Raw genomic sequence first — 25,900 nt, 5'->3', positions numbered from 1 at the left:
ACAGAAAAACTGAAAACTCACTGCTATTCTACAGTCATATTTTCTTCTGGCGACATGTTTTAAGGGATTGTAATGGCAGATTGGGTTTCCCAAGCGATAAAAAAAATAAATGCGGACTATCAGCGCTCAGCGGATACGCACCTTATCAAACTCGATGCACTCAAACTTAACGGTATCGATATTTACTTAAAAGATGAAAGTACCCATCCTACCGGCAGTTTAAAGCATCGCCTCGCCCGCTCACTATTTTTATATGCGTTGTGTAACGGCAAAATAAATCAACACACTACCGTTGTGGAAGCATCTTCTGGAAGCACCGCGGTATCTGAAGCCTACTTTGCGCGTATGATTGGCGTTCCATTTATCGCAATCATGCCGCGCTCTACTGCCCTAAAAAAAATTGCGCTTATTGAGCAATTTGGAGGTCGCTGTCATTTTGTCGACTGTCCAACACAAATGCACGATGAGGCAATTCGTGTTGCTAAGCAGAGTAACGGTTACTTTATGGATCAGTTCATGTTTGCAGAGCGCGCCACAGATTGGCGAGGCAATAACAATATTGCTGAGAGTATTTTTCACCAAATGGAGGCCGAACCTCACCCTCTGCCCCATACCATAGTGATGAGTGCGGGTACGGGCGGCACTTCTGCCACCATAGGGCGTTACATTCGCTTTAAAGGTATGGCATCTAAATTGGTGGTGGTAGACCCTGAGTTCTCCGTGTTTTATGACAGCTATAAACAACGAAACTCCTCATTAACGGCCAATAGAGGCAGTAGAATAGAAGGCATTGGCAGACCCAAAGTAGAGGCTTCATTTCAGGGCGATGTTATCGACGATATGATTCAAGTTCCTGATGCAGCAAGCGTGGCCACCATGCATTGGTTAAATGACGCTATGGGTATAAAAGCGGGCCCGTCCACGGGAACAAATTTGTGGGGTGCGCTGACAGTTGCTCAATCTATGTTAAAAAAAGGTGAGCAAGGCTCTATTGTTACGCTTATGTGTGACAGCGGAGAGCGCTATCTAGATACCTATTATAATCGCGAGTGGATTGACAGAGAAATAGGCAATACATGTGACTATGAAGAGATATTAAACGCCCTAGAAGTGGGTTAATCTCTTATAGGTTTATCTCTTATACGTTTATCTCTAAGAAGGTAAATTCACGTTTACTAAAAAGGAATCTGTATGCGAAAGGTCAAAAACGCCATACTCTGCTCTCTAACTGCTATTTCATTTTTCGCCAGTGCTACAGTCAGCGCGAGTGCTTCTTTGAACACTAGCGCTAGTGAGAACGCTAAGGGCCTTGCGACTGGTTTGAAAACTAGCGATACAACGGCTGCTGCACACGTCAGCGACAACGCAAAAAGTAGTACTGGTGAAGCATACGACTCAAGTAATAGTGATATCAAACAAGATAGTGGCTATGAAAAGGTATTTTCAGACCTCGCCCTTCAATGTATTCACCAAGAATACCCCAATATTATTAAACACACGATGAGTAGCAATGCCGATGCAAAGACACCAAAAGCCCTTTACCCTGCATTTTATGGCTGTCTCGATTGGCACTCTTCCGTACACGGCCATTGGTTATTGGTTCGCATGCTCAATACCGTAGGCGATAACATCTCCAAAGACACGATTATTGCCAGTTTGAATAAAAGTTTTAGCCAGCAAAATATCGACGGTGAAATAGCAACAATACAACGGCCAAATAACAGCGCATTCGAACGCCCCTACGGCCTTGCATGGTTCTTACAGCTAACTGCTGAGCTGCGCCAATCGTCGTTGCCTGAAGCTGCCGTTTGGCTGTCGCGATTAAAGCCGCTAGAAGCTATTATTGTCAAGCGAATAGAGAGCTGGTTACCCAAGCTCGCCTACCCCATACGCACAGGTGAACACAGTCAAACTGCCTTTGCCTTTGGCTTAATGCTAGATTGGAGTCGTATTGCAAACAATGAGTCTTTTGAAGCCCTGCTTACATCTAGAATAAAAGATTACTACGAAGATGACACCACCTGCCCAATAAGCTATGAGCCATCAGGGCAAGACTTTCTTTCACCCTGCTTGGCAGAAGCGGATTTAATGCGCCGAGTTTTATCTAAAAAAGAATATGGCGAATGGCTTACTGACTTCTTCCCTACACTCACTAGCACAAGCAGAAATTGGTTGCAGCCCGCTACGGTAACCGATAAATCTGATGGAAAATTAGCACATTTAGACGGTTTAAATATCAGCAGAGCGTGGATGATTGAGGGTATGATAAATGCGTTAGACACCAATGATCCGCGAGCGAGCGCTTTGCAAAAGGTGATGGAAGCACATCGCGATGCAGGACTAAACGCAGTCCTTGAAGATATGCACTATATGGGAAGCCACTGGCTTGGCAGTTTCGCAAGCTATCTGGAAACGTCGAGAGGGATAAAGTAGAGGCATTGCCCTGACGCTACTGTAATGAAATATAAATGATAGACAAAGTGGTCACTCATTTGGTGATTGAATAAATCCAAACATCTCATGAGTGTTTGCAACAACATCGACATTGGCAGCCAATTAGCGGGTCTCACTAATTGGCCTTACTAATTGACTTCGCTAAAGCACTGCGTAAAGTCTTGCAATAAATAAACTAGACACTGCTCTTTTGATTTTTCAATCGAACACTAACAGATGTATTAAAAGCCATTTCAATTTTAATGAGTACTAATAGCGCAAAAAGAAGCCAAGGGTTTTGATCGAACCAGCCCCAGCATGAAGAGAGAACAACAAAGGTGCTATTAAACAAAAACTTTTTCATAGTGTTCCTTTAAACTCAAATTTTAGAAAAGCTGGGATACATCGCTGCATCCCGCAAATTTTTGGTTTTACTGGGAACACACATAAGCACCAAAACCAGCACCAGCCATTGCACCAGCAACTCCAAAAATTCCCAGGCTGGCTCCTACAACACTTGCAGTTATGCAATTAAACTGGGAGTTGTCGCTTCTCCCACCAGTACGGCTTTCTCGCATTCTTTGAATTTCCAGTCGTCTTGCGCTATTTCCGCCACACACAGCGTCGATCTCTGAACTAATCAATTCTTTCATTATTTATTCCTTTTTAATTTTTTCCATTTTCAAAAAAAGCTCAATAATTAAGCTTAAGCTTCAGTATGCCCAAGTTTTCCCAGCTTTCTACTGTACCCAAGCCTATAATATCAATGGAATAACAGAACCAATAAACAGATTTAATTGTGCGAAGGGCGTGAAGATAAGCGCCGAGGGTGGTTTAGCGGAAAAGAGTTGAGATAAGAGCAGATGAACAAAAAGCGCAGCTTTTTAGCTGCGTCAGTGGCTTAACATAAGTCAAAAACTGGAATTTGGTTTAGTAATATTGATAAGGTAAACTATTAATCAGCAAGCTTACGCGCAAGCTCAGCGGTCTCTTTGCCTAAGTTTTTAAGCTGCTTTATTGTCTTTTCATCGCTTACGTTGCCAGAATCGTCAAGTAAGGTGTTTACTTTCGCGATGGCCTTTTGATTTGGGCTAACAATAACGCCGATGTTTTCTAACAGCATTCTAAGCACTACCAGCACTCTTAAGCCACCTAACCCACCAGCAGATGCAGCCATAATACCGGCAACTTTTCCTTTAAATGCTTGAAGCGGCTTTTCACCTTCACTCATTCTAGAAGCCCAGTCGATAGCGTTTTTCAGCAAAGCAGGATAGCTGGAGTTATATTCAGGCGACGCAATGAGAAAACCATCGTGCTCCATTAATAGCGCTTTAAACGCCAATGCTTTTTCTGGAATACCAAACTCAGCCTCTTCGTCTTCATTGAATATTGGCATTTGATAATCAGCTAGGTTGATAACGGTTACATCGGCCCCTGCTTCTTTTGCCCCTTCAGCGGCGACTTTTACGATAGCATTATTAAACGAACCGTCTCGAGTACTACCAGCGAATGCGAGTATTTTTGTCATTGGTTTTCCTATTGTTGTTTTGTCGTTATTGTTTTGTCTTTAAGGTTTTGTCGTTTTTTTTGTAATGGTCACGCTGTTTTTAGTATCAGCTTGTATGTAGATAAGCTGATCGGTACACGCCCTTCGATGTAAGCTTCAGTCCATAAAGACAAAGCCTTGGTGACTTGGCTTGCAGAAATGAAAAAGGCTGACATTACTGCCAGCCTCTTTCTCATATAGCTACTTTATACTGTGCAATGTATGACGTAGATTACATTTTTTCTAGTGTTTCGATACCGAGAAGAGTTAAACCTTTTTCCAGCGTATTGGCAACTAAAGCTGACAATGCCAACCGGCTGTCGCGGGTTGTTGGCTCAATGCCGTCTTTAAGCATTGGGCACGCTTCGTAGAACGTCATAAAGGCCGATGCAACATCGTACAAATAAGTACAAAGAATATGCGGCGTTGCCTCACGAGACACCATACTGATAACTTCTTCAAATTGTAAAAGAAGTACCGCTAGCGCATGCTCTTGTTTTTCTACGAGTGTGATATCAACTGACATAGACGCCATGTCTACCCCAGCCTTTCTAAATAAACTTTTCACACGAGTATAAGCATACTGTAGATAAGGCGCTGTGTTGCCTTCAAAACTCAACATCGAGTCCCAGTTAAACATATAGTCAGTGGTACGGTTCTTAGATAGGTCGGCATACTTCACCGCACCAATACCTACCTTGTAGGCAACTTCATTCAGTTCGTCTTCGCTTAAATCGTTGTCACGCTCAGCAATCAGTTTACCAGCACGCTCAATAGCTTCGTCTAACAACTCTACCAACTTAACCGTTCCACCCGTACGCGTTTTAAAAGGCTTGCCATCGCTGCCTAACATCATGCCAAACGGACAGTGCTCATAGGTTTGTGTTTCAAGCATAAAGCCCGCTTTGCGGCCTACAATTTCAGTTTGCTTAAAGTGCAACGCCTGACGGGCATCGGTAAGTATCAATGTGCGGTCGGCATTTAGTTTACCGCTGCGATAGCGCATTGCTGCAAGGTCGGTAGTGGCATAAAGGTATCCACCGCCAGACTTTTGAACGATATAAACAGCAGGATTACCCTCTTTGTCGGCAAGTTCAGGAATAAACACCACCTGAGCACCTTGGTCTTCAACAGCAATCCCTTTTGCTTTAAGGTCGGCAATGACATTAGCCAGATCGCTGTTGTACGCCGACTCACCCATAATATCGCTGCGAGTTAGACTGACATTAAGCTTTTTGTACACTTCTTCTGAGTGAGTAATCGATACATCGATAAACTTCTCCCAAAGTGCTAAACACTGCTTGTCTCCGCCTTGAAGTTTCACTACGTACTCTCTAGCACGATCGGCAAACCCCTCTTCGTCATCAAAACGAACTTTGGCTTCGCGATAGAAGTCTTCTAGGTCAGACAGCGCGGTTTCGGCCACTTCTTCTTGAAGCTTGTCAGACAGGTGTGCCAACAGCATCCCAAACTGCGTACCCCAGTCGCCCATGTGGTTTTGGCGAATGACCTTATGCCCTAAAAACTCAAGCACTTTCACTACCGCGTCACCGATAATAGTGGTTCGCAAATGCCCCACGTGCATTTCTTTAGCTAAGTTTGGTGAAGAATAGTCAACAACAATATTTTGTTCATCCGACTTAGCGATGTCCAAGCGAGGGTCAGCGAGTGAAATTTCGCACTGGCTAGCAAGCCATTCGTCACTCAAATGAATGTTGATGAAGCCTGGGCCGGCTACTTCTAGTTTTGAAGATACGTCGTCAAGTTCTACTATTTCGACGATTTTCTCTGCAATGTCGCGAGGCTTTTGGCGCAATTGCTTAGCCAGCGCCATAGCGCCGTTAAACTGATACTCACCAAACTCTGGACGAGCACTGCGAGAAACGGGAATAGGCGCGTTTTCAACGCCCATTTTTTGAAGTGCTTCGCTGAATCGGTTAACTAATAGAGCATGTATATTCATAATGTGTTCTTAATTTTCGCGCGTGTTCGTAAACTGAATGTCTGGGTAGCGCTCTTGCGCTAACTGAAGGTTCACCATAGTCGGTGCAATGTAAGTGAGGTTATCTCCGCCATCTAACGCAAGATTTTGCTCACCCTTTCGACGAAACTCGTCTAGCTTTTTCTCGTTATCAGAATAAACCCAGCGCGCTGTGCTTACATTGATATGCTCATACAAGGCTTCTACGTTGTACTCAGCTTTAAGACGCGCAACCACCACATCAAACTGAAGCACACCAACGGCGCCAACAATAAGATCGTTATTCGCGAGCGGACGAAACACCTGAACCGCACCTTCTTCTGAAAGCTGTATAAGGCCTTTTAACAATTGTTTTTGTTTAAGGGGATCTTTTAGACGAATGCGTTTAAATAGTTCTGGCGCGAAATTAGGGATACCGCTGAATCGATAGTTATCACCGGAGGTAAAAGTATCACCTATGCGAATAGTACCGTGGTTATGCAAGCCGATAATATCGCCAGCATAGGCCTCTTCAAGTAACGAGCGGTCGCCAGCTAAAAACGTAAGCGCATCAGAAATACGAACGTCTTTACCTAAACGGCTATTGCGCATTTTCATGCCTTTTTCGTATTTACCCGACACAATTCGGCAAAATGCAATTCGGTCGCGGTGTTTCGGGTCCATGTTGGCTTGTATTTTAAATACAAACCCGCTGAACTTGGCGTCTTTGCTGTCAACTTTGCCTGCTTCAGTATCACGACCTAAAGGCTCTGGAGCCCACTCAACTAAGCCATCGAGCATGTGGTCAACGCCAAAGTTACCTAATGCGGTTCCAAAGAATACTGGGGTTAATTGCCCCTCTAAAAACAGCTCTTTGTCGAAGTCATTTGACGCACCGCGTACTAATTCGAGTTCATCGCGCAGTATATCTGCTAACTCGCTGCTTACTGCCTCATCAAGCTCAGGGTTATTCAGCCCTTTGATAGTGCGTACTTCTTGAATGGTGTGACCTTGACCACTTTGGTACAACACGGTTTCGTCGCGATACAGATGATAAGTACCTTTAAATCGCTTTCCGCTGCCAATAGGCCATGTAATAGGAGCGCACAGAATATCTAGCTCGGTTTCAACTTCATCGAGAAGTTCTAACGGGTCGCGAATGTCACGGTCGAGCTTGTTCATAAAGGTAATAATGGGCGTGTCGCGCAGACGAGTAACTTCCATCAACTTGCGGGTTCTATCTTCTACCCCTTTTGCGGCATCAATAACCATTAAGCAGGAGTCAACAGCGGTAAGTGTACGATAGGTATCTTCAGAGAAATCTTCGTGCCCTGGGGTATCGAGAAGGTTCACTAAATGGTCGTTGTAAGGAAATTGCATAACCGAGGTCGTCACGGAAATACCACGTTCTTTTTCCATTTCCATCCAATCTGATTTTGCATGCTGGCCCGACTTTTTCCCTTTAACCGTACCAGCGGTTTGAAGAGCACGACCGAACAACAACACTTTTTCAGTAATGGTGGTTTTACCCGCATCAGGGTGGGAGATGATCGCAAACGTGCGTCGCTTTCCTATTTCTTCAAGAAGCTTTAGATCTGACATTGATAATAATCTTTTTTCTGTGCTTTTGGATGTCGTGCTGATTAGTCAACTCGACTCCGACATTTGAACCACAATGCATTGAATTTCCATTTTGCGAATGCATTGGAAAAACAAAATTCGGGTGGTGTATTAATTGCTGGTGATTTTAGCATCTTACCGTCGGTAACAGTAGAGCCTTATTTCAAGAAATATTTACACGCTTAGCAGTAAAAGCCTTTATTAACCTGAATCATAAAGAGTTCAATTTTAAACATATATTTTGTAAATATTACATAGCTCAGTTGATTATATGACAGCTTTGTGTATACATTAGATGTGCGCAAAAAAAACGCACACATAAAAAAATCAAAAGTTCTAAGACAATACACAGTCTAGGGAGACTACAATGTTTACAAACCACAAGCTGGCTAAGTCAGTCAGACTAGCTTGCGCTTTCGGAGCTGCGGCTTCCATAGCTTTATCCGGCAATGTGTATGCACAAGAAGATGCAGACAGTGAAGACGAAAAAGTCGAAAAAATTGAAGTTACAGGTTCTCGTCTACTTTCCAACCCAAATATTGCAGCTGCTACACCAGTACTGAGTGTATCAGGTGCTGAAGCTGCTGCTCGTGGTAACTTACGTGTAGAAGACTTCGTAAACGTACTTCCTCAGGTGTTCGCAGGTCAGGCCTCTGAAGTATCAAACGGCGCAACAGGTACGGCAACGCTTAACCTACGTGGTCTTGGTGCCAACAGAACCTTGGTGCTTATCGACGGTAAACGTCTGCCATACGGTTCATCTGGCACAGCGGCGGCCAACGTCGATTTAGTACCTACCCAAATGCTTGAGCGTGTAGACATCCTAACCGGTGGTGCATCGGCGGTATACGGCTCAGACGCTGTTGGTGGTGTTGCTAACTTTATTCTTCGCGACGATTTTGAAGGCGTAGAGTTTGGTGGTCAGTTTAGCTCCAATTATACAGACAACGACAATGGCCTTTACGAAGGCGTATTAAACGCGGCAAACCAGCCTATCCCTGGTTCAACTATGGACGGCGACGAAACACTTATTTATACCATGTTCGGCGCCTCAACAGGCGATGGCAAAGGTAACGTAACCATTTATGCTTCTTATGAAGACAGAAATGAAATTGTTCAAGCAGACCGCGTATTCTCTGCGTGTACCCTTGGTCAAAGCAGCGGCGCGTCTAGCTTTGAAGGTTTAGGCTGTGTGGGTTCTGCTAACTTCCGTTTATTTGGCGGCCCAGGTGGTTTTGCATTCCAAGAAGAAAACGGCAACATTATTCCTTATGCTGGCGGTCCTGCACAAACCTTCAACTTTGGCGCGCAAAACTTCTTCCAACGTCCTTCAGAGCGTTATCACTTCTACGCGAAAGGCGATTACGATTTAACTGAGAACCTTGAAGCTTACGCTGATTTCTCGTTTATCAATAACACCAGTAATGCCCAGATTGCACCGAGTGCATCATTTGGTATTGGTGCTTATGACATAAACTGTGGTAACCCACTAATTCAGGGTAATGACGGAATTGCGTTTACTGAAATCTTTGGCTGTTCTGCTGATGATATCGCCAGCAATGCCATTGTTAGCGGCGTAACCGCTTCTCACCGTAACGTGGAAGGTGGCCCTCGTGATTCTCGCCTTGAAAATAGCACATGGCGTTTTGTAGGTGGTTTAAAAGGCTTCATCGACGATACATGGGCGTGGAATTTATTTGGTCAAGTTTCAGAAACTCGTGACCAAAGTGCATCTACAAACGATTTTGTTGTAGCTAACCTACAGCAAGCATTACTTGCTACTACAGATGCCGACGGTAACGTAGTGTGTACTGACCAGTCTGGCGGTTGTGTACCTTACAACATTTTCCAACGCCCAGGCGGTGAGAGCCAAGTTACACAAGACCAACTCGATTTTATTCAAGGTATTGGTATTGTTAACGGTGAAACATCACAGAAAGTATTTGGCGCAGATATTCAAGCTAACCTAGGCGATTACGGTATTCAGTTACCAACCGCTGACGATGGCATTGGCCTTTTGATGGGTATTGAGTATCGTAAAGATACGCTAGCCTCTTCACCTGATGAAATCAGCCAAGTTCAAGGCGGTGGTTTTACAGGTGTAGGCGGTGCAACTCTTGCCGTTGAAGGTTCTATTGAAGTTCGTGAGTTCTTCTTAGAAACTCAAGTACCTTTACTTTCAGACGCACCTTTTGCTGAACAATTAGTGCTAAGCGCGCAATATCGCTTCTCTGATTACGACGCTAACGGCAACGGTACAAGTAATAGCTTTGACACCAATGCATATGGCTATCAGTTAGCGTGGACACCGGTTGAAGACGTTAAACTACGTGCACAGTTCCAACGAGCGGTACGTGCGCCTAACGTAATTGATTTGTTTACAGGTCAAAACACAGGTCTTCCAAACCTAAGTCCTAAAGGTACTGATGCAAGTGGTGAGCAGTTATACGATCCGTGTGCGGGTAGCAACCCAATTGCGTCGCTAGAAACCTGTGCGCGCACAGGTGTAACTGCGGCTCAGTATGGCGGCATCCTTGACGTAATCTCAGGTCAAACACAGTCTCTAACAGGTGGTAACCCTAACCTATCGCCAGAAACTGCTGACACTGTAACATTTGGTGCTGTAATTACTCCTGAAAGCATCGAAGGCCTTTCAATCAGTATCGATTACTTCGATATTAAAGTTGATGACGCTATCTCTGCCGGTATCCCAGCACAGACTATCTTTGATAACTGTCTAGATTCAGGTGATCCAACATTCTGTAGTCTGATCACACGTTCAGCTGCAGGTTCACTTGCAGCAGGTACATTTGGTGTTGGTTTCCAGCAAACCAACTTGAATATTGCAACCCTTGAAACATCGGGTGTGGATTTACAAGTTGGCTATAACTTTGATACTGAGCTTGGCAACATCAAACTAGACTACGCAGCAACATTGCTTGACGCGTTAGATACAGTGCCGTTCCCTGGTGGTGATGCCGTTGAGTGTGCGGGCTTCTTTGGTAACGCGTGTGGTGCGCCAAACCCAGAGTACCGTCATAGATTTATGGCAACGTGGAACACCGAGTTAGATATCGATATTACAGCAACGTGGAGACACTTTGGTGCAACTGATAACGATGATGAAAACGATAATCTAGAAACCGGTTTCAACTCTATTAACTACTTAGATATCTCGGCAACGTATTACATGTCAGATAACTTCGAGTTAACGCTTGGTGCACTTAACTTACTTGGCGAACAGCCTCCTGTTTACTCAGGTGCTGGTCCAGCGCTAGGTAACGGTAATACTTACCCTACAGTGTATGATACAAGCACAAACTTCTTTGCTGGTTTAAGAGGTAAGTTCTAAAACACGTTTAGAACATAAGTTTAAAACATAAACATGTAGTCAAAGCCCGAGATATTCTCGGGCTTTTTTTTGCCTTTATTATTTTTGCCTTTACTATCTTGGACGTCAGCCTGCAGCTTTCCGATATTGGCTAATTTTTTTGGGGGGGGCGAGGTTGAAATCTTGTCTCTTCTTGCTTCTACTCGCCGCCACCAAACCTTATTGACACTAAAACCGTTTATTCCTATGAACGAATATGGGAAATTAGGGTAAAACATTAACGCATTGGCATGGTCAATTTACATGCAACGTCATGTATTAATTTGAAAGTGTTAAGATTAGTATCCATTCTTGTGCTAAAAAGACATAGTAGAAAATTATATTAAAAGGATGTTTTCGATGGTGAGGTTGAAACTGTTTCTTATATTCATGCTCTACAGCGTGTTTGTTTTTTCAGTAAACAGTAATGTACTTTTCATTGATACGAATGAAGAGTTAGCACTCACTGAGCATGCACAGTTCGCCATATCTAACACCTCTGTATTAACCGGCCGTGAAAATTGGGTTAATGAGCCTAGTGGTTTAGACAGGAAGCCTACTCAATATCTGCACTTTAAAATAGAAGTAAAAAGTAATAGTAGTAGACCTACACCGGTATGGTTCAATATTACGTTTCCTGCTATTAAACACCTACAGGTATCGGACGGCAGACGGGTATGGAACACAGGTGATGCACTCACCTTTTCTACAAGAGAGATTAACCTACCGAATTACCACTTCCCATCTATATTACCCGCCAATGACAGCGTGACGTTTACCGGCCATATGCGGGGTGAAATTCTTCGCTACAACTTCTCTCTTGCCACACCAGAGAAAGTGATTAATGACTATGTCGATACGCTACAGCGAGACATGGCCTTTTTTGGTGCCATGGCCATATTGACTGCCTTATCATTTTTGGTCTTTTTTGCCACGCGCAAAATTGCGTTTTTGAGCTTCGCGGTTTTTATCTTAGCAACCACCTTTTGGTTTTTCAGAGTGTTCGGTTACGCGTTTGAAATACTGTGGCCTCAAACCCCTGAACTTAATGACATCAGCTACGCAGTCAGTATTTACGCACTGCTACTTTCTGCCTTCGGGGTGATAGTAACGGTATTGAAAAGACCAGGCCGACAGATTTACGGTGAAAAATTTATCAAGTGGTTTTGCTATTTACTTCCGCTTATTGGTATCGCTGTATGGCAAACCTTAGGATTAGATTTAGCGTTACAACTACCAGTATTGCTGTTTTTTCCCTATTTACTCATTTCTGTTTTAGTCATTATAGTGGAACATAAGCGGGGATCGGACATAGCAAAGCGTTTTGCATTCGCGATGTTACCTATCACTTTGAGTTCTATATTCTTAGTACTTATCGTTCTCAATAATACACTCTCTACCTGGGACCCTGTTGCAACCTTCATGGCTGGGATCTTACTGACCTGCATGTTCATGATAGTAATAACTTCCAATTACTTGATAAAGCGACTTCAAAAAGAAAGAGATGCAGAAAAGGAGGTGGCACGAATGAAAAGCGAACAAACGTCAATCTTAGAGTCATTAGTAAAAGAGAGAACCTTAGAACTCGAGCAGTCAAACAGAATGCTTGCTGAGTTAGCATCTAAAGATGCGCTTACCAACCTACCTAACAGAAGAAGTGTCGACTTATTTGTCGACGCAAGTTTTGAAAGCCTAGTAGGCGGCGACCGCAATATTGCGGTAGCGCTTATCGACCTTGATCATTTTAAAACCATTAACGACAGCTTTGGTCATAACGTGGGCGATATTGTATTGAAAAAGGTTGCTAACACACTAGACGCGCTTAATGGCGATAACATGTTAGCGGGCCGTTTTGGGGGAGAAGAGTTTGCCATTATTGCGCGAGATATGGATGACAATACATTTTATAACATGCTCAACAACGTACACGATGACATCAACGGGCTTTCCCTTTCAGAATTAGAGGATAGAACAGTGGGCGCCAGTATTGGCTATACGATGTGTACAGGCCAAACTGATGTGGTCGACGCATTTAGACGGGCAGATAAAGCCCTTTACATTGCGAAAAACAAAGGTCGAAATTGTATAGTTCGTGCCAAAAAAGGGGAGTAAAGCAGCCCCTCTTCATTTCTATCAGAGCATGCAAAGACACACTCTATTTAAGAAGTAATAAGCGCTTACGGCAGCCGGAACACTTTTTTCAACGTGTGTGGTGACAACCCATTCACTATCAGTGCAGCAATCATTAACACTGCGCCAGCGACCACCATTGGCAATAAATTTTCCTGTAAAATAATCACTGAACTTACATAGCCCACTATTGGAGTCAGCGTTGAAATAAGCACAATTTTTTCAGGAGGAAGCTTTGGCCCAGCAGCCACCATTAACCCAAACCCCAATCCTGTTGCCACAGGACCAATGTAGGTTAATAGAAGCCAATCTGACCATGTGTAAAGTGCAAAGTCTGGAATAGGTTCAAAAGCCAAGGCTAATCCCACCATAGCAATTCCTGCGATGGCGAACTGCCAAAATACTGCCTCGATTACGCTACCTTGCCACTTGTGAAATGACACTCTGCGGATTGCTACAGCCCAAAGCGCAGAGGCGACTAACATTCCCAACAACGGCAGGCGTGCGCCCGGCTCACCAGATGCAAACAAAATCATTGCGCAGCCAATAGTGGATATACCGGTAAGTATGAGTCGCTTTGAAGCTGCTCGCTGCTTGTACCATAAGGTGTCAATTAGCAACATCCAAAGCGGCGTGGTGTAAATGAGAATACTCGCCGTTCCTGCAGGAATAAACTGGAGACAGACAGTAATTAGGCCCATAGATAAAATAAATTGAAAAAAAGCGACAACAAGAATGACGGACCTGTCTTTTCGATTGAGCATAGGTAACCGCTTCTTGGTTAACACCACAAAAAGCGCTAATACCGGTAAGCTGAGTAAAAATCGTAAACTCACCATCCACAGCGGGGAAACTATCTCAAGCCCTACTTTCATTCCAGGCCAGTTAAACCCCAAGCACAGCACGGCAACTAAAAGCATTTTAATGCCTTTAGACTGGGTTTTATCTATTGTGGAAGTGTGTTGCATGGTTATTAGATCCAATTGGCTACATTTGCGCTGTTGCTGCGCACTGAGGCTTATCTATAAAGAGCGGGACTATAAGGTAAAACCAGCCTAATTGAAATGAAGCGTGGAAAAATGCAAAACGAAATATGACCAAATGGTCAACTTTTAGTTACAGCTTAATAGACTAAGATACCTTCGGGCTTCATCATCATAATCGAGCATATTTGCTATCGAATGCGATTGTAATGAGATGCTATGGAAATTGCATGCAGCGTAAATTAATCACTATAAAAATGACAAACTCTACGGCTCAGCATTACTCCACTTCATAACTAAGGCATTCTCTCTGCCTGTTTCTGTGGGATAGTAATTATTCCTTGTATCTATATAGGAAAATCCCTGCTGTTTATAAAGGGAAATAGCAACTTCATTACTTTCCCTCACGTCAAGCCACACCTCATCCATGCTGCGACGTTTAGATTGCTCTAGTACAAAGGTAAGCAGCGCTTTACCAAGCCCTTTACCTCTTGCTTTTTTGTCTACGGCAATATCCATTAACGTGGCTTCTGACAGCACTTCAAGCACAATGGCGAACCCCACAACTTCTTCGTTAAGGTAAGCGAATACGCCGTAATAAGGTGCTGTAAGGCAATCTTCAAAAGTAGCGAAAGACCATGGCTCTACCTGCACAGATTCGTGAATACGATGGGCCTCGTTAAGAGAACCTAATGGCGTATGCGAGTTTACAATCGTCAAGTTTGGCACTCGTGCTTACTCGCTATTTTGGCTAGTTGATATTAACGCCTGCCATAGATCACGTTTTTGCTGCGTACTCAGTTGCGTTGGCGGTGCAGGTAAAACTATAGCGTCATCATGAATACTGAGTGTGGTTCCAATGAATACATTTACCTGGCTCGAAGAGAGGCCTAGCTGCACGCAGGCTAAAGTGAGATCGGAAAGCCATGCTGCGCTTGCTACTTTCTGACTAGCACTTAGCGGTATACCCAGTGGCTGAGACTGAGAATTGGTATCGCTTTGAGTGGGTTGTGACTTATTGGTGGCTGAGCTTTCCTTAGCGGCTGAGCTTTCTTTAATGGGTGGGCTTTCTTTATGAGCAGTCGCTCCACCAACATGAGCTCTTAGCTGATCAAGTCGCGACTGCTTTTCTTGCTGTGAAATGGGCTTGCTTGATACTGGAGCTGGCGCATTTTCTCTAGAAAGCAATTTAGCCGTATTCTCACTGCCCGTATTCTTATTAGCCCCATTGCCTTCTTTACTATTTTGTGCGGCAAAATATGCCTTTTTAGATATCCAAACGGGAATACCCATCTCTTGCAAAACAGCGTGTTGATAAGGCGTAATGAGCATAATAATACCGGCAAATTAGATTAATGCTTAAAGCAGAAATAGCGTAGTAATAACGTATCCGTAGTGTACTGCAATGACGTGAGATATTGAATGACTAATCGTATTCCACAGACTCTGCACAATTGGAAAACATTAAAAATGGGGAACTAAATAACAAGGAATAAAGGAAAATTACATTAAGGTTCGAGGCTTTACGGATGTTTGCAAAAGTGCAACCAGAAAAACTCAGAGGGGAAAGTGGCAGGGGTGGAGGGACTCGAACCCCCAACCATCGGTTTTGGAGACCGCTGTTCTACCAATTCGAACTACACCCCTAGCGCGCTGTGCATTATACGTATGACAATTAAAAGGTAAAGACTTTTTGTTAGCTGCCCTGCTCTCATGCTTAATTTACACTCAATGCGTTGAATTTTCATTCAAAAGTGTCTCATTATTCGCTGTCGCATCCATTGCTGCGCGCCATAACGCGTTGGTTACATCCACGATGTCAGTGAACAACTTATACTGTGACAATGCTCTTTGTGGGCAAATATTCATTTCATCGGCGTAGGTGTTAACTAACTGAGCGCTTTCTGCTTCTGTGAACCCATTGATTAAACAACATGACGCTAAATCGAAATAACGATTGCCAATAGCTGCGTATTCCCAATCAATCAGTAAAGGGGGTATGGCTGTGGCTTTTAATACATGAGCCCTCAATAAATCATTGTGGCAAATAACGATGTCGCTCTCGGTAACATTGTCATTGTGTCTGTTTTCGGCATCAGAACCGTCACTGAAGGTTCGTTCGCTGTTGATAACGTGGTGTTTCAGCTCACACACTTTATCGAATAATGCACTTGTCGATGTTATGTTGGCCACTTCAAGATAATGCTGCCAACGTTCATACAGATTCAGAGGGTGACCGCTAACAGGTAATGCGTGAAGCTGTGCTAACACCTGCGCCATCTGCTGAGGTGTTAACGCCTCTGGTTGACTATTTGCCTGCTTATCGTTTTTCTGCACAGAGCTCTCTTGAGCATTGTTGTCCTGTTTTATCTGATTGGCGTCACAATCAATCCACTGCTCTACCCAAATTGTTTCGTCAGCACTCAACCAAATGGGTTCTGGCGCAGCGCCTAAACGCGATAAGGATTGCTGCAGCACAAATTGCTCACGTCGTTTTACGCCACTAAAGTTATCGTCACCAAGCCATTTTACCGCCGCGCTAAGGTTGGCATCTAGCAAGTGATACACATGGTTAACCGCCCCTGCAGGACAGCGATACAAACTTGCCTTAGCAGACAGCCCCAGAGGCTTATGTAACAGCTGTAGCAGTTGATTGTCTGTCATCTTGCGCTTTCCATTGGGAGAACCATTGATAGTAACCAAATATAGAAAATCCCACATACCCTAGGAAAAGACATGCAGATAACGCATACCCTACCTGAAGATATAAATAGGCCGACGCAAGATTGATAAAAAACCAATACACCCAATTTTGTAAGATTTTGTGGGCAACCATAAAGGTAGTAACAACACTGAGTAAATTAATACTGGCATCTAAAAGTAAGTAATCGCTAATAAACTGTGAGCCCGCAACTTGAGCTAACGCCCACGCAAGCAGCAGCATAGCAGGCACGATTAGACAATGAACCCACAGGGCCCATGAACGCACAGGCTTAACCTGCCCGTCTGCTGTGCTGCCCTTCGACCATTGATAGTATCCATAGCCGGCCATTGCCATGTAAAACAGGTTCAAGGCAGCTTGAAAGGGAAGCGTGACTTGCCAGAATAACCAGGTGTAAATAGCAGTGCTCACAAACGCACACGCCCAGCACCAGCTGTTTTGCTTTGCAGCGAGCAACACATACCCTAGTGCGAGCACAACGGCCACCCATTCTAATAGAGAGGTGGCTGCTATTTGGGCAACAAAATCAGAAAGAAAGCCGTCCACTACGACGACTTTCTTGACTGCATTGCATCGAAGTTGAGAAATTTGGCGACGAAGATTGCCTGCCCTACTTCCTCGTGTGTCCGTTGCATCTCTTTTCCTAAAATCTCCATCACCTTTGTATAATCGCCAGTGACCTGAGTACTGGTGGAACAGGTGTTAATGCTTAACTCAGTATAGCTATTAAGCCTATCAATAAAATCTTGTATAGGAGGAATATACTCATTGACCAACGGATATAACGACAATTCAACCATCACTTGCATATTCATACCCCCTTAAAACTCATACTTAGCAGTTACGCCAAATTGACGACCGTTACCCAGCTGATAATACGGTTCTTCAAACGCATATTCATCTCTTGGATCATTGCTAAAGCCGCCAAAGCCCCGTGTGTAATACTCTCTGTCGAACGCATTTTGAATCCACACAGAGGTTTGCCAGTTGCCGTGGTTTACTACCAGCTCTGAGTTCACCAACGTGGTGGATGGAGCCGTCACCTCATGTCCGTCTGAAAAGCGATATTCGTCTTTATAATCGACGTCTACTCGCCACGTTACATTGTCGGTTAACGCATATTCACTGTATAGATTACCTGTCCACTTCGGTGCCTGAGCCTGACGCTGTTCATTAACTTGAGTGCCATCGGCTAACGTATAACCTTCAAATGTAGCTGACAGATAACCTGCACTAGCACTCAGCTGCCATACATCAGAAACCAACCATGACAACTCTAGCTCAGCCCCCTTGTTGGTACCAAGATCTGCATTATCAATAATATCGATAAACCCGGCCGTGCCGTCTTCACGAGTAATCACATCAAAGTCACTCACTTGAGTGTCTGTTCTATCCATGTAGAAAACAGCAGCGCGGGCTGTTAAGTCTGGGGTTAACAGCGGCCCTTTAAATCCTAGCTCGTAATTGACGTTGTATTCTTCATCGAAGAAACGCTGGTCGTCGTTAACTCGGTTATCAGGGTTAAAGCCAGGCCCTTTGTAGCCACGCGAAATACTGGCATAGTAAAAGTGGTTGCCCAAGGTGTACTGCAGTGCCACTTTGCCGCCCAGCATATTGGTATCGTTTTCGCGGGTCAGGCCACGGTTATCCGCAAAATCAAAATCATAGTTTTCTGCGCGAATACCGGCTACAAGCGTTAAGTCGTCTCTTAAGCGGGTTTCTGTTTCTAAATAAAGCGCAGTTGTTGTAGGAGTAAATTCACTCGCATAATCACCGTCTAAATACGTATATTGGCGTAGCAGGTTTTCCTCAGTTTGTTTGTAGAAAGCCCCTACCGTCCAATCTGTCATGCCATTAAACAGCGCAGCATCGTCTGAAGACACAAAGCGTACTTCCCCTGTCTGTGTTTCTACATCACGATAGTAAGCGTCAAAGGACGTATAACCGAAAGGGTGGAACCCTGTGAACGTCCAATCTTCGTCATAGCCATAGGCGATGTTATGAGAAGCGTGGGTCGCGATTACGATGAAGTCACCCGCACCAGTGGTGGTGGTTGAGCGGGCACTTACTGCGTGGGTTTGGTGCTCGTCAAAACCCGGCTCATCAGACAGCGTTCTGTTATCATTGTCTAAAGAGAATGCGTCGTAGCCGTTATCAATATCATACCATCGGTAAGCCAATGCCAATGCGGTTTTATCGTCAAGCTTCCCCTCAACAGCTACCCTCAGCGCAGTCTCATCGATGTTATTCGTATTGTCTCTATTTAAAAACGTATTCTCGACAAAACCATCGCTTCGATTGTGAACCAGCGCCACGCGATACCCCCAATCGGAGTTGATGTCATCACCGGTAGCAGCCTCAACGCGATAGCTGTCTTTATTGCCAATTCGCGCTTCAACATAGTCAGGCGCCTCGCTGCCCGTTTCATTGCTTGATAATTTGACGGCTCCGGCTAGTGCTCCAGTGCCATATAGCGTTGCCTGTGGACCGCGATAAACTTCAAGCTGCTTCGTGTCGAAAATAATGCCCGACGCAGCTAGACCAGAAAAATCAAACTCGTCAACGATAAAACTGACAGACGGATTAATCGGCTCAGCAAACTGGCTGCGCTCACCAATACCACGAATTTGTATAAAGCGGCCGCGAGAGGCACCAGCCGCAAAATTGACGTTGGGAATACTATTGAGAATACTGTCAACATGAGAGGGCTGCCTGCTGCGCAAGCGCTCTTGATTCAGTATGGTCGCACTGGCGCTAAGCTGAGCTAGGGTAGTTTGACGAAAATTGCCCGTCACCACTACTTTTTCAATATCGTCAATGGTGTCAGTGCCTTTTTGAGCGTTATCAGAGGCTCCAGTTTGTGCTATCGCACTTATTGAGGTTGCCAGTAGAGAAAGTGTGAAAAGTTGTTTGTACATGGGATCTCTTGTTCTCTTAATAAGAAAAAAGATCCGGGTTTAGCGGCAGGTGATCAGGCTATGTTGTAAACCATTCCTACGCCGGTATTATCCGGATCAGGTTTAAGGGTTCCCACTAGTGTGGATCTCAGACCGAAAAACGGACACCCCTTGGTATAATTCGCGTAACACTATTGCATTACATATAACAGGCAATTGACTTCATCTGTGAATCATTAAATTGAAATATTAACTGTGCGAACGCCGTGGAGTCTACCATTTAGAAACATGCCGTCAAGCGCGGCGCTCGTTAAGCTAAGTTCATAGTTAATCTAGGTTATTACAAATCTAGGCCGTTACAAATTTAGCGTGACGCAGTGAACTCGATTTAGTTATTCTCTATATTAAGATTGAGCTTGCGCACTTCATCATCAGTTTGCGCAATTAACCCTTCTAATGTCTTTCCGTGAGAAGCCGGCTGTCTCGTCTCTGGGTCCACCTTAACGAAAACAATATCGTCTGCAAAACAAATCGTCTTTTTAGTGGCTTTATTACGCACTAAGCAGCTCACCGTAATAGACGTGCGCCCTACTGCCTTGGTCTCAAGACCAAACTCAACGATATCGCCCTGTAACGCCGGTGATTCAAAACTAATTTCGCCTATATGCTTGGTGACCAAACAATTGGTTTCTAATTGACAAATAGCCCATATGGCGGCCTCTTCATCTATCCATTCTAATGCTCTACCGCCGAACAATGAGTTGGCGTAATTGAGGTCGTTTGGCATCACTAAACGCCGAGAAAGAAAGCGCATTCGAATTCCTTAATATAAATCGCTACTATATGCGTTCAATTATACAGAAAAAAACTCTTCATGGCGCTACAACAATTACGTGATTGGCTACTCGCCCCCTACTACACGCAGGCTGCAAAGCAAAAAAGCGATGTAGAATATAATGCACAAAACAATGCAGAACGGCCACAGATTCATCGCCGACTCCTTGTTATATCTGGCGAGGTTGAGTTTATCGAGAATACTATTGATGTATTGCTCGCTGAACTACCGGAACAGTACCGTGCAGAAGCGTTTAGCGAGAGCCAATTAAAAGGTAAAAACAGAAAAATACTATTGGGCTCTGAACGGGACATTGCCGTTTTTCATTGCCATGAGTCTTTTAGTCCAGGCAACTTTTTGGCGCTGGCTGGCACAATAAGGCATGGCGGTTGCCTCATTGTTACCTGCCCTTCTTTTGATAAGTGGCCGCAGCAACACCATGCCTCTTTCATTTCATATGGCTACAAGAGTACCGATAGTGCTTATTTAAAACGATTTATAACATTGCTCTTAGATGACAAGCACATCGCAATTCACCGTCGTGAAGGTACTCGAATACCGAATCAAGATATTGGGTGTAAAGGTGCAATGCAGGAATTCCATTGTCTAGATGTTAAACTCGATAGCCAACAAGATACCCAAAGCTCAACGCACTCTCTATTTAACTCTAAAGACCAAAGAGACGCATTTACTGCCCTGAATAAACACGTAAAAGATAACAATTTACATACTCTGCTAGCGGCACCTCGAGGGCGCGGTAAATCAAGCCTGTTAGGAATATTCATATGGCATTTATTAAATGAAGGCCAACATATTCTGCTAACAAGTACACTGTTTGAAAACGTACAGTCCGTTTTCCGTCAGATTGACCGAATGTGCTACCACAATAAAACTTCAGCAGGCGATAGCAAACATACTCATGTTGCGCACTCTTCTTCGAATAAAGTTCTGGATAAAACGTTGGAGAAAAAACGACGCGTTGGCGGGGGGACCGTTGAATGGGTTGCACCTGATAATCCAATGCTCTTCAACGGCCATTGTGATGTCGTTTTCATTGATGAGGCAGCGTCATTACCCATTCCTGTCGTGCTTGATATAATCAAAAAGCACAAACAGTGGCTGCTCAGCACTACATTACAAGGCTACGAGGGCAGCGGCAGCGGCTTTATTCATAAGCTTGTTCCGAAACTTCACATTCACTTAAACGAAAGTGAACGCAAACACGTCAACATTGTAGAATTACATACCCCCCTTCGCTGGTTTTACCATGACCCCATAGAGCGCTTTACCAATAGAGCCTGTTTATTCGATACAGGTCGTGAAAATTCAAAATCGTTTCTTGAAGGCAATAAAGAAGATGGCTATCAGGCAGTGGAGACGCCACTCCCCCCCACCACTTCGTTTAATGACATTGCAATACACAAAACAACGTTTCAAATGCTCAGTGAGACAATGCTTGCAGATGTGATGAAGCTATTGACACTTGCCCACTACCAAACCACGCCTGATGACTTAATGCGGCTCTTAGATAGCCAAGACCTCATAGTATTTTTACTCTATCAGGATGCCAGAGTTATTGGTGCGGCGGTTGTTAACGAGGAAGGTGGCGAGAAATTGCAAGACATTGCTGAGAATATAGCAACGGGCGAACGTCGACCTAAAGGACATTTAGGCGCACAGCAATTAACACTTATGAGTGCAGACTCTGCCCTTGCAACGTTAAAGTATTGGCGTATTAACCGTATTGCGGTGTGTCCAGAATTTCAGGGTAAAGGGTTTGGTACCCTTATTGTAGCGTCCATAGAAAAAGCTGCTAAAAAAGCTGACATTGATAGCTTAAGCACGTCGTACGGTTCAGAGGATAAACTAGATAGATTTTGGCAACACAATGAATTTGTCTGCGTACATAAGGGTGAGAAAGCCAACAAAGCGAGTGGTGAGAGAAGTGTATTGCGAATAGCGCCACTTTCTGACCATGCACAACGATTATCGTCACACTTAGCCAACATATACGACGCCAAGAATAACCCCCCCCCCCTCGATTCTCTATCTGCTTCTTTACAACTACTTTGTGTTACCAAACTTCGTCATTTTATCTTAGGTTATCGCACCTTAGATAACATCTGGGGAGAGGTAAATGCGATAGCCCTCTGCAACAGTCAATATCCGAATAGCAATTACGCCGCTCTTTTATTTGATGTATTAAGTGAATTGTTCGATAACCAGACTACTGAAACACACAGTGAATTATTAAGGCTTTTACAACAACCTCGTCCTAACTATGAGATGCTCGCCGACACGCTAAACACGACGGGAAAAAAAGGAACCACTGCAGCATTAAAGGAAATAATTAGCAGGTTGATTAAAAGGCTTGATATAGAGGATTAGATACACGGTTACCGTCTTGAAAGCCAATATTCTGCGCGGTAGTTACATTACAGTGGCCCTTCGCGTTATCTCTATAGCTTTGTCTCTATAACCTAAGCCCCGATTTGTTAAATACAATCTTATTTTTACATCACTAAAATGTTCAGAAACAAAAAAGCCTCCATCAGGAGGCTTTCTTACTAAGTGTAAATATTAACAATTAAATGTTGATACCACGGTTCTTCGCTTTTTCCTTAATATAAGGTTCCCACGCCGATGCGTTACGGCGAAGTGAGCGATCTTTCTTAGCTTCTTGGATGTGTCTGAAGGCTTCTCTGTAGTTACCAGCGTAAAAGTTAGCTTCCATTAACGTAAAGTGAACTTTAGCCGGCTTTTCAACACCTCTCTCAAGTGCATTTTCTAACGCAGAGATAGCGCCTTTATAATCTTCAGCAACAAGTAACAACGTACCTTGTTTCTTATAAAGGTCAGGGTCAGAACTCATTTGAGCAGCTTTTCCGTAGAGTGACGCCGCTGTTTTGAATTCTTTTGCAGAGTGATAAGCGTTTGCAAGACTTGCCAGCAATTTCTCATCTTCTTCAAGCAAACCAGACTTCATGTACTTTTCCATTACCTTGGCACCGCGGTAAGGCATGCCGTTAGTTTGGTAAAGCTGAGAAAGTGCCTTAACTTCACTTTCTTTTTCAAGGTAGCCTTGGATGTATGCAAGTTCAAATGTAGAAAGTGCTTTCTTGTAATCTTCAACAGAAAGATAGAAGAAACCTAACTGACTCCACCAACGAGGCTCTTCAGGGAAGTTACGCACTAATTCTTCTGCTACAGCAACTGTCTCAGGAAACATCTTGCGCTCGTAGAACGAAGTAAGCTTAAGCACATACGGGTTTTTGTTTGGCTCTTCGTACAAAGCAATGGCTTTATCCGCAGGCTCAATCATCTTATCTAATTGCTTAGATTCGTAATAAGCCTGAGTCAAACGCGTATATACATCAGCATCTTCTTTACACGTGAAATCCATCCACGAGTTATACCACTTAACCGCGTCAGTAAACTTTTCTTCCTGCATACTCAAATCACCTAATAATTTAAGTGTTTGAGAATGCTCAAGGTCGTTAAGCACTTTTGGTTGAACAGAGTCGGCAAGATATTCATAAGCCTTGGCACCTTTACCTTCTTGCGCAGCAAGCAGGTTTCCGATGAAGCGCTTTACGTAAGACCTATCAAAGTCATCAGACGGGTCGATATCATAAAGGATATTCAACGCTTCATCGACTTGGTCTTCATTGTAAAACTCAAAGGCCTTTTGAACTTTCTTACCAGTTCGCTCGCCAACCAGTGTTGTTTTGCCCTTTTCGTATCCAGGACAAACTACAGCAGATGACTGCGCTAGGGCAGTAGACGATGTAAACATCGCCCCTGCACCTAGCACCAAAGCAACGGCTGACATTTTGAATGAACGTTTCATCATAATCATTGCTCCAGTTTGAAGTCTAGCTGTACAAACATGCCGGTTTGCTTAACAGCCTTGCCATCAACAATTTTAGGCTTGTATTTCCACTTGCGAAGAGCACGACGTGCCTCGCGGTCGAATATACGCTTAGGTTCTGCTTCGATAACTTCGATATCGTCTACACCACCAACTTCATTGATAGTGAAAGATAACCTAACCCATCCTTCGCGACCATCTCTAGCCGCCTGCGGTGGATACTTAGGATCGATTCGAACGATAGGCGTTGCTTCACCGTCACGCTGCATAGCACCAACACCACCAATGTTTACACCCACGCCACCAGTGTCGATTGCAGGAATAGCTAAGCTAAATCCGTCAGCATCTGGCTCCGCAGCTTCTGGCTCTACTTGCTCCATTTTAGGAGGTTGTGGAGGCGGAGGCGGCGGTGGCGGCGGAACACGTTGACGCATTTGCGTCTGGTCGTCTGGTTCCTGCATCACAATATCGATTACGGGTGCAGGCGGCACTTCGTCTGCTGGCCTAGATGAGTTTTCAATCAGCTTGGCCATAAGAACGAATAGGGCAAATGCAACACCAGCACCTAATAATATAGATACAATTATACGTAACATCTTATCCCCTTGCCGCTACCGAGACTCGGTCAACGCCAGCGGCTTTGACCTGATCCATAATCTCAACTACTAAACCATGCTTCGCTTTAACATCAGCTTGAATGATTACATAGTCAGTTGGCTGCTCGGTAAGCAGTCTTTCTATATTCGCTCTTACGCTATCTGGCGCTACTTCACGTTTATCTAACCAAACATTCCCATCTTCCGTTACGGCGATAAAGATGTTTGCGTTTTTGTGAAGAACCGCCTGACTCGCATCTGGCTTGTTAACTTCAATCCCTGCTTCTTTAACGAAAACAGTGGTAACGATGAAGAAGATAAGCATGATAAAGACAATATCCAACATGGGAGTCATGTCAATCTGTGCATCTTCTTCCTCGGTTCTGACTTTTCGAGGCATAATCTCTCTCTCTAATGATGTGGCAGGCTATCAACTAGCCCTTCTCTTGCCAGCTTCACTTTCGCTTCAAGACGTGAACTGATAAACAGCCCAGATAGCGCCGCTACCATTCCCGCCATTGTCGGGATTGTAGCCATAGAGATACCAGATGCCATAAGACGTGCATTACTGGTTCCTTGTGTGGCCATTGTCTCGAAAACGCTGATCATCCCGGTTACTGTTCCAAGTAGCCCTATTAAAGGACACATTGCAATAATCGTTCTTATGATTAGCATTCTTGCGGTTAAGTCGTCTGACGCTTGAGAAATCCACGCGTCACGGATTCTATGCGCATACCATGAAGTAGTATCTGCTCGTGCATCCCAATTAGCGATGATGTTTTTCTTCACCTTTGGAAAAACAGAGGTTAAATACCAATAACGCTCAATCATTAAAACCCACATGAGAAAGAGCGCGGCAGCGACGAAATAAAGCACGTCACCGCCGGTAGCGATAAAGTCCCTGACCGATTCAAATAATCCAATCAGGTAATTCATA

21 protein-coding genes, 1 tRNA gene and 1 riboswitch are annotated in these 25,900 nt (G+C 44.1%); of the genes, 5 read left to right on the top strand and 17 right to left on the bottom strand.

All coding sequences use genetic code 11. From position 1 onward, the window contains the following. Nucleotides 1-72: 72 nt before the first annotated feature. The gene (locus O9X84_RS01675; protein ID WP_269517769.1) at nucleotides 73-1,119 is read left to right on the top strand and encodes a PLP-dependent cysteine synthase family protein; all 1,047 of its coding nucleotides are present in this window, start codon (nucleotides 73-75) and stop codon (nucleotides 1,117-1,119) included. A gap of 72 nt (nucleotides 1,120-1,191) precedes the next feature. After that, nucleotides 1,192-2,433 carry a DUF2891 domain-containing protein gene (locus tag O9X84_RS01670; protein ID WP_269517768.1) on the top strand — a complete coding sequence of 414 codons (1,242 nt, stop codon included), beginning with the start codon at nucleotides 1,192-1,194 and terminating at the stop codon, nucleotides 2,431-2,433. 431 nt (nucleotides 2,434-2,864) lie between these two features. On the opposite strand, the gene O9X84_RS01665 is transcribed toward O9X84_RS01670, so the two are convergent. The 4 genes from O9X84_RS01665 to prfC all read right to left on the bottom strand — a co-directional run bounded on the left by O9X84_RS01665 (nucleotide 2,865) and on the right by prfC (nucleotide 7,541). After that, nucleotides 2,865-3,086: a hypothetical protein gene (locus tag O9X84_RS01665; RefSeq protein ID WP_269517767.1), complete on the bottom strand. Its 222-nt coding sequence runs from the start codon at nucleotides 3,084-3,086 to the stop codon at nucleotides 2,865-2,867. A gap of 302 nt (nucleotides 3,087-3,388) precedes the next feature. Beyond that, nucleotides 3,389-3,961: an NADPH-dependent FMN reductase gene (locus tag O9X84_RS01660; protein ID WP_269517766.1), complete on the bottom strand. Its 573-nt coding sequence runs from the start codon at nucleotides 3,959-3,961 to the stop codon at nucleotides 3,389-3,391. 250 nt (nucleotides 3,962-4,211) lie between these two features. Then, nucleotides 4,212-5,942 (bottom strand): arginine--tRNA ligase, encoded by a 1,731-nt coding sequence (gene argS, locus O9X84_RS01655; RefSeq protein WP_269517765.1) that lies wholly within the window; start codon nucleotides 5,940-5,942, stop codon nucleotides 4,212-4,214. A 9-nt stretch (nucleotides 5,943-5,951) separates the two neighbouring features. After that, on the bottom strand, nucleotides 5,952-7,541 hold the full coding sequence (gene prfC, locus O9X84_RS01650) for a peptide chain release factor 3 (protein ID WP_269517764.1): 1,590 nt from the start codon (nucleotides 7,539-7,541) through the stop codon (nucleotides 5,952-5,954). Nucleotides 7,542-7,926: 385 nt separating this feature from the next. Here prfC and O9X84_RS01645 point away from each other — a divergent pair, with 385 nt between their 5' ends. Together O9X84_RS01645 and O9X84_RS01640 are read left to right on the top strand one after the other, a co-directional pair. Then, nucleotides 7,927-10,911: a TonB-dependent receptor plug domain-containing protein gene (locus O9X84_RS01645; protein WP_269517763.1), complete on the top strand. Its 2,985-nt coding sequence runs from the start codon at nucleotides 7,927-7,929 to the stop codon at nucleotides 10,909-10,911. 378 nt (nucleotides 10,912-11,289) lie between these two features. Next, a complete protein-coding gene (locus O9X84_RS01640; protein ID WP_269517762.1) occupies nucleotides 11,290-13,041 on the top strand; it encodes a GGDEF domain-containing protein in 1,752 nt (583 codons plus the stop codon). 65 nt (nucleotides 13,042-13,106) lie between these two features. On the opposite strand, the gene O9X84_RS01635 is transcribed toward O9X84_RS01640, so the two are convergent. The 9 genes from O9X84_RS01635 to O9X84_RS01595 all read right to left on the bottom strand — a co-directional run bounded on the left by O9X84_RS01635 (nucleotide 13,107) and on the right by O9X84_RS01595 (nucleotide 20,475). Further along, nucleotides 13,107-14,027 carry a DMT family transporter gene (locus O9X84_RS01635; protein WP_269517761.1) on the bottom strand — a complete coding sequence of 307 codons (921 nt, stop codon included), beginning with the start codon at nucleotides 14,025-14,027 and terminating at the stop codon, nucleotides 13,107-13,109. 282 nt (nucleotides 14,028-14,309) lie between these two features. After that, nucleotides 14,310-14,771: a ribosomal protein S18-alanine N-acetyltransferase gene (gene rimI / locus O9X84_RS01630; RefSeq protein ID WP_269517760.1), complete on the bottom strand. Its 462-nt coding sequence runs from the start codon at nucleotides 14,769-14,771 to the stop codon at nucleotides 14,310-14,312. Nucleotides 14,772-14,777: 6 nt separating this feature from the next. Further along, nucleotides 14,778-15,374 (bottom strand): alanine acetyltransferase, encoded by a 597-nt coding sequence (locus O9X84_RS01625; protein ID WP_269517759.1) that lies wholly within the window; start codon nucleotides 15,372-15,374, stop codon nucleotides 14,778-14,780. Between the two features lie 238 nt (nucleotides 15,375-15,612). Beyond that, a tRNA-Trp gene (locus O9X84_RS01620) sits at nucleotides 15,613-15,689 on the bottom strand. A gap of 81 nt (nucleotides 15,690-15,770) precedes the next feature. Beyond that, the gene (locus O9X84_RS01615; protein WP_269517758.1) at nucleotides 15,771-16,706 is read right to left on the bottom strand and encodes a phosphotransferase; all 936 of its coding nucleotides are present in this window, start codon (nucleotides 16,704-16,706) and stop codon (nucleotides 15,771-15,773) included. Continuing rightward, nucleotides 16,672-17,310, bottom strand: a complete 639-nt coding sequence (pnuC, locus tag O9X84_RS01610) for a nicotinamide riboside transporter PnuC (protein ID WP_269517757.1) — start codon at nucleotides 17,308-17,310, stop codon at nucleotides 16,672-16,674. Before pnuC ends, O9X84_RS01615 begins: the two co-directional genes overlap by 35 nt. Then, the gene (locus O9X84_RS01605; RefSeq protein WP_269517756.1) at nucleotides 17,310-17,573 is read right to left on the bottom strand and encodes a hypothetical protein; all 264 of its coding nucleotides are present in this window, start codon (nucleotides 17,571-17,573) and stop codon (nucleotides 17,310-17,312) included. Before O9X84_RS01605 ends, pnuC begins: the two co-directional genes overlap by 1 nt. A gap of 12 nt (nucleotides 17,574-17,585) precedes the next feature. Beyond that, on the bottom strand, nucleotides 17,586-19,682 hold the full coding sequence (locus O9X84_RS01600; RefSeq protein WP_269517754.1) for a TonB-dependent receptor: 2,097 nt from the start codon (nucleotides 19,680-19,682) through the stop codon (nucleotides 17,586-17,588). A gap of 56 nt (nucleotides 19,683-19,738) precedes the next feature. After that, nucleotides 19,739-19,843, bottom strand: a riboswitch (TPP riboswitch). 206 nt (nucleotides 19,844-20,049) lie between these two features. Then, on the bottom strand, nucleotides 20,050-20,475 hold the full coding sequence (locus O9X84_RS01595) for an acyl-CoA thioesterase (RefSeq protein ID WP_269517752.1): 426 nt from the start codon (nucleotides 20,473-20,475) through the stop codon (nucleotides 20,050-20,052). A gap of 60 nt (nucleotides 20,476-20,535) precedes the next feature. On the opposite strand from O9X84_RS01595, the gene O9X84_RS01590 reads away from it, so the two are divergent. Continuing rightward, entirely contained in the window at nucleotides 20,536-22,884 is a 2,349-nt protein-coding gene (locus tag O9X84_RS01590) for a GNAT family N-acetyltransferase (protein ID WP_269517750.1), read from the top strand. Between the two features lie 199 nt (nucleotides 22,885-23,083). On the opposite strand, the gene O9X84_RS01585 is transcribed toward O9X84_RS01590, so the two are convergent. From O9X84_RS01585 to O9X84_RS01570, 4 genes are read right to left on the bottom strand one after another with little or no spacing between them, the layout of a single operon-like run. Beyond that, nucleotides 23,084-24,349 carry a tetratricopeptide repeat protein gene (locus O9X84_RS01585; RefSeq protein ID WP_269517749.1) on the bottom strand — a complete coding sequence of 422 codons (1,266 nt, stop codon included), beginning with the start codon at nucleotides 24,347-24,349 and terminating at the stop codon, nucleotides 23,084-23,086. A 2-nt stretch (nucleotides 24,350-24,351) separates the two neighbouring features. Further along, a complete protein-coding gene (locus O9X84_RS01580) occupies nucleotides 24,352-24,963 on the bottom strand; it encodes an energy transducer TonB (RefSeq protein ID WP_269517748.1) in 612 nt (203 codons plus the stop codon). A 1-nt stretch (nucleotide 24,964) separates the two neighbouring features. Continuing rightward, the gene (locus O9X84_RS01575; protein ID WP_163105330.1) at nucleotides 24,965-25,363 is read right to left on the bottom strand and encodes an ExbD/TolR family protein; all 399 of its coding nucleotides are present in this window, start codon (nucleotides 25,361-25,363) and stop codon (nucleotides 24,965-24,967) included. Nucleotides 25,364-25,374: 11 nt separating this feature from the next. Further along, entirely contained in the window at nucleotides 25,375-25,899 is a 525-nt protein-coding gene (locus O9X84_RS01570; protein WP_032094464.1) for a MotA/TolQ/ExbB proton channel family protein, read from the bottom strand. Nucleotide 25,900: the final 1 nt, after the last annotated feature.

The sequence above is a fragment of the Alteromonas sp. BMJM2 genome, from assembly GCF_027257845.1.
In the GTDB taxonomy this organism is placed as follows: domain Bacteria; phylum Pseudomonadota; class Gammaproteobacteria; order Enterobacterales; family Alteromonadaceae; genus Alteromonas.
This window is presented reverse-complemented; position numbering and strand designations above follow the sequence as displayed.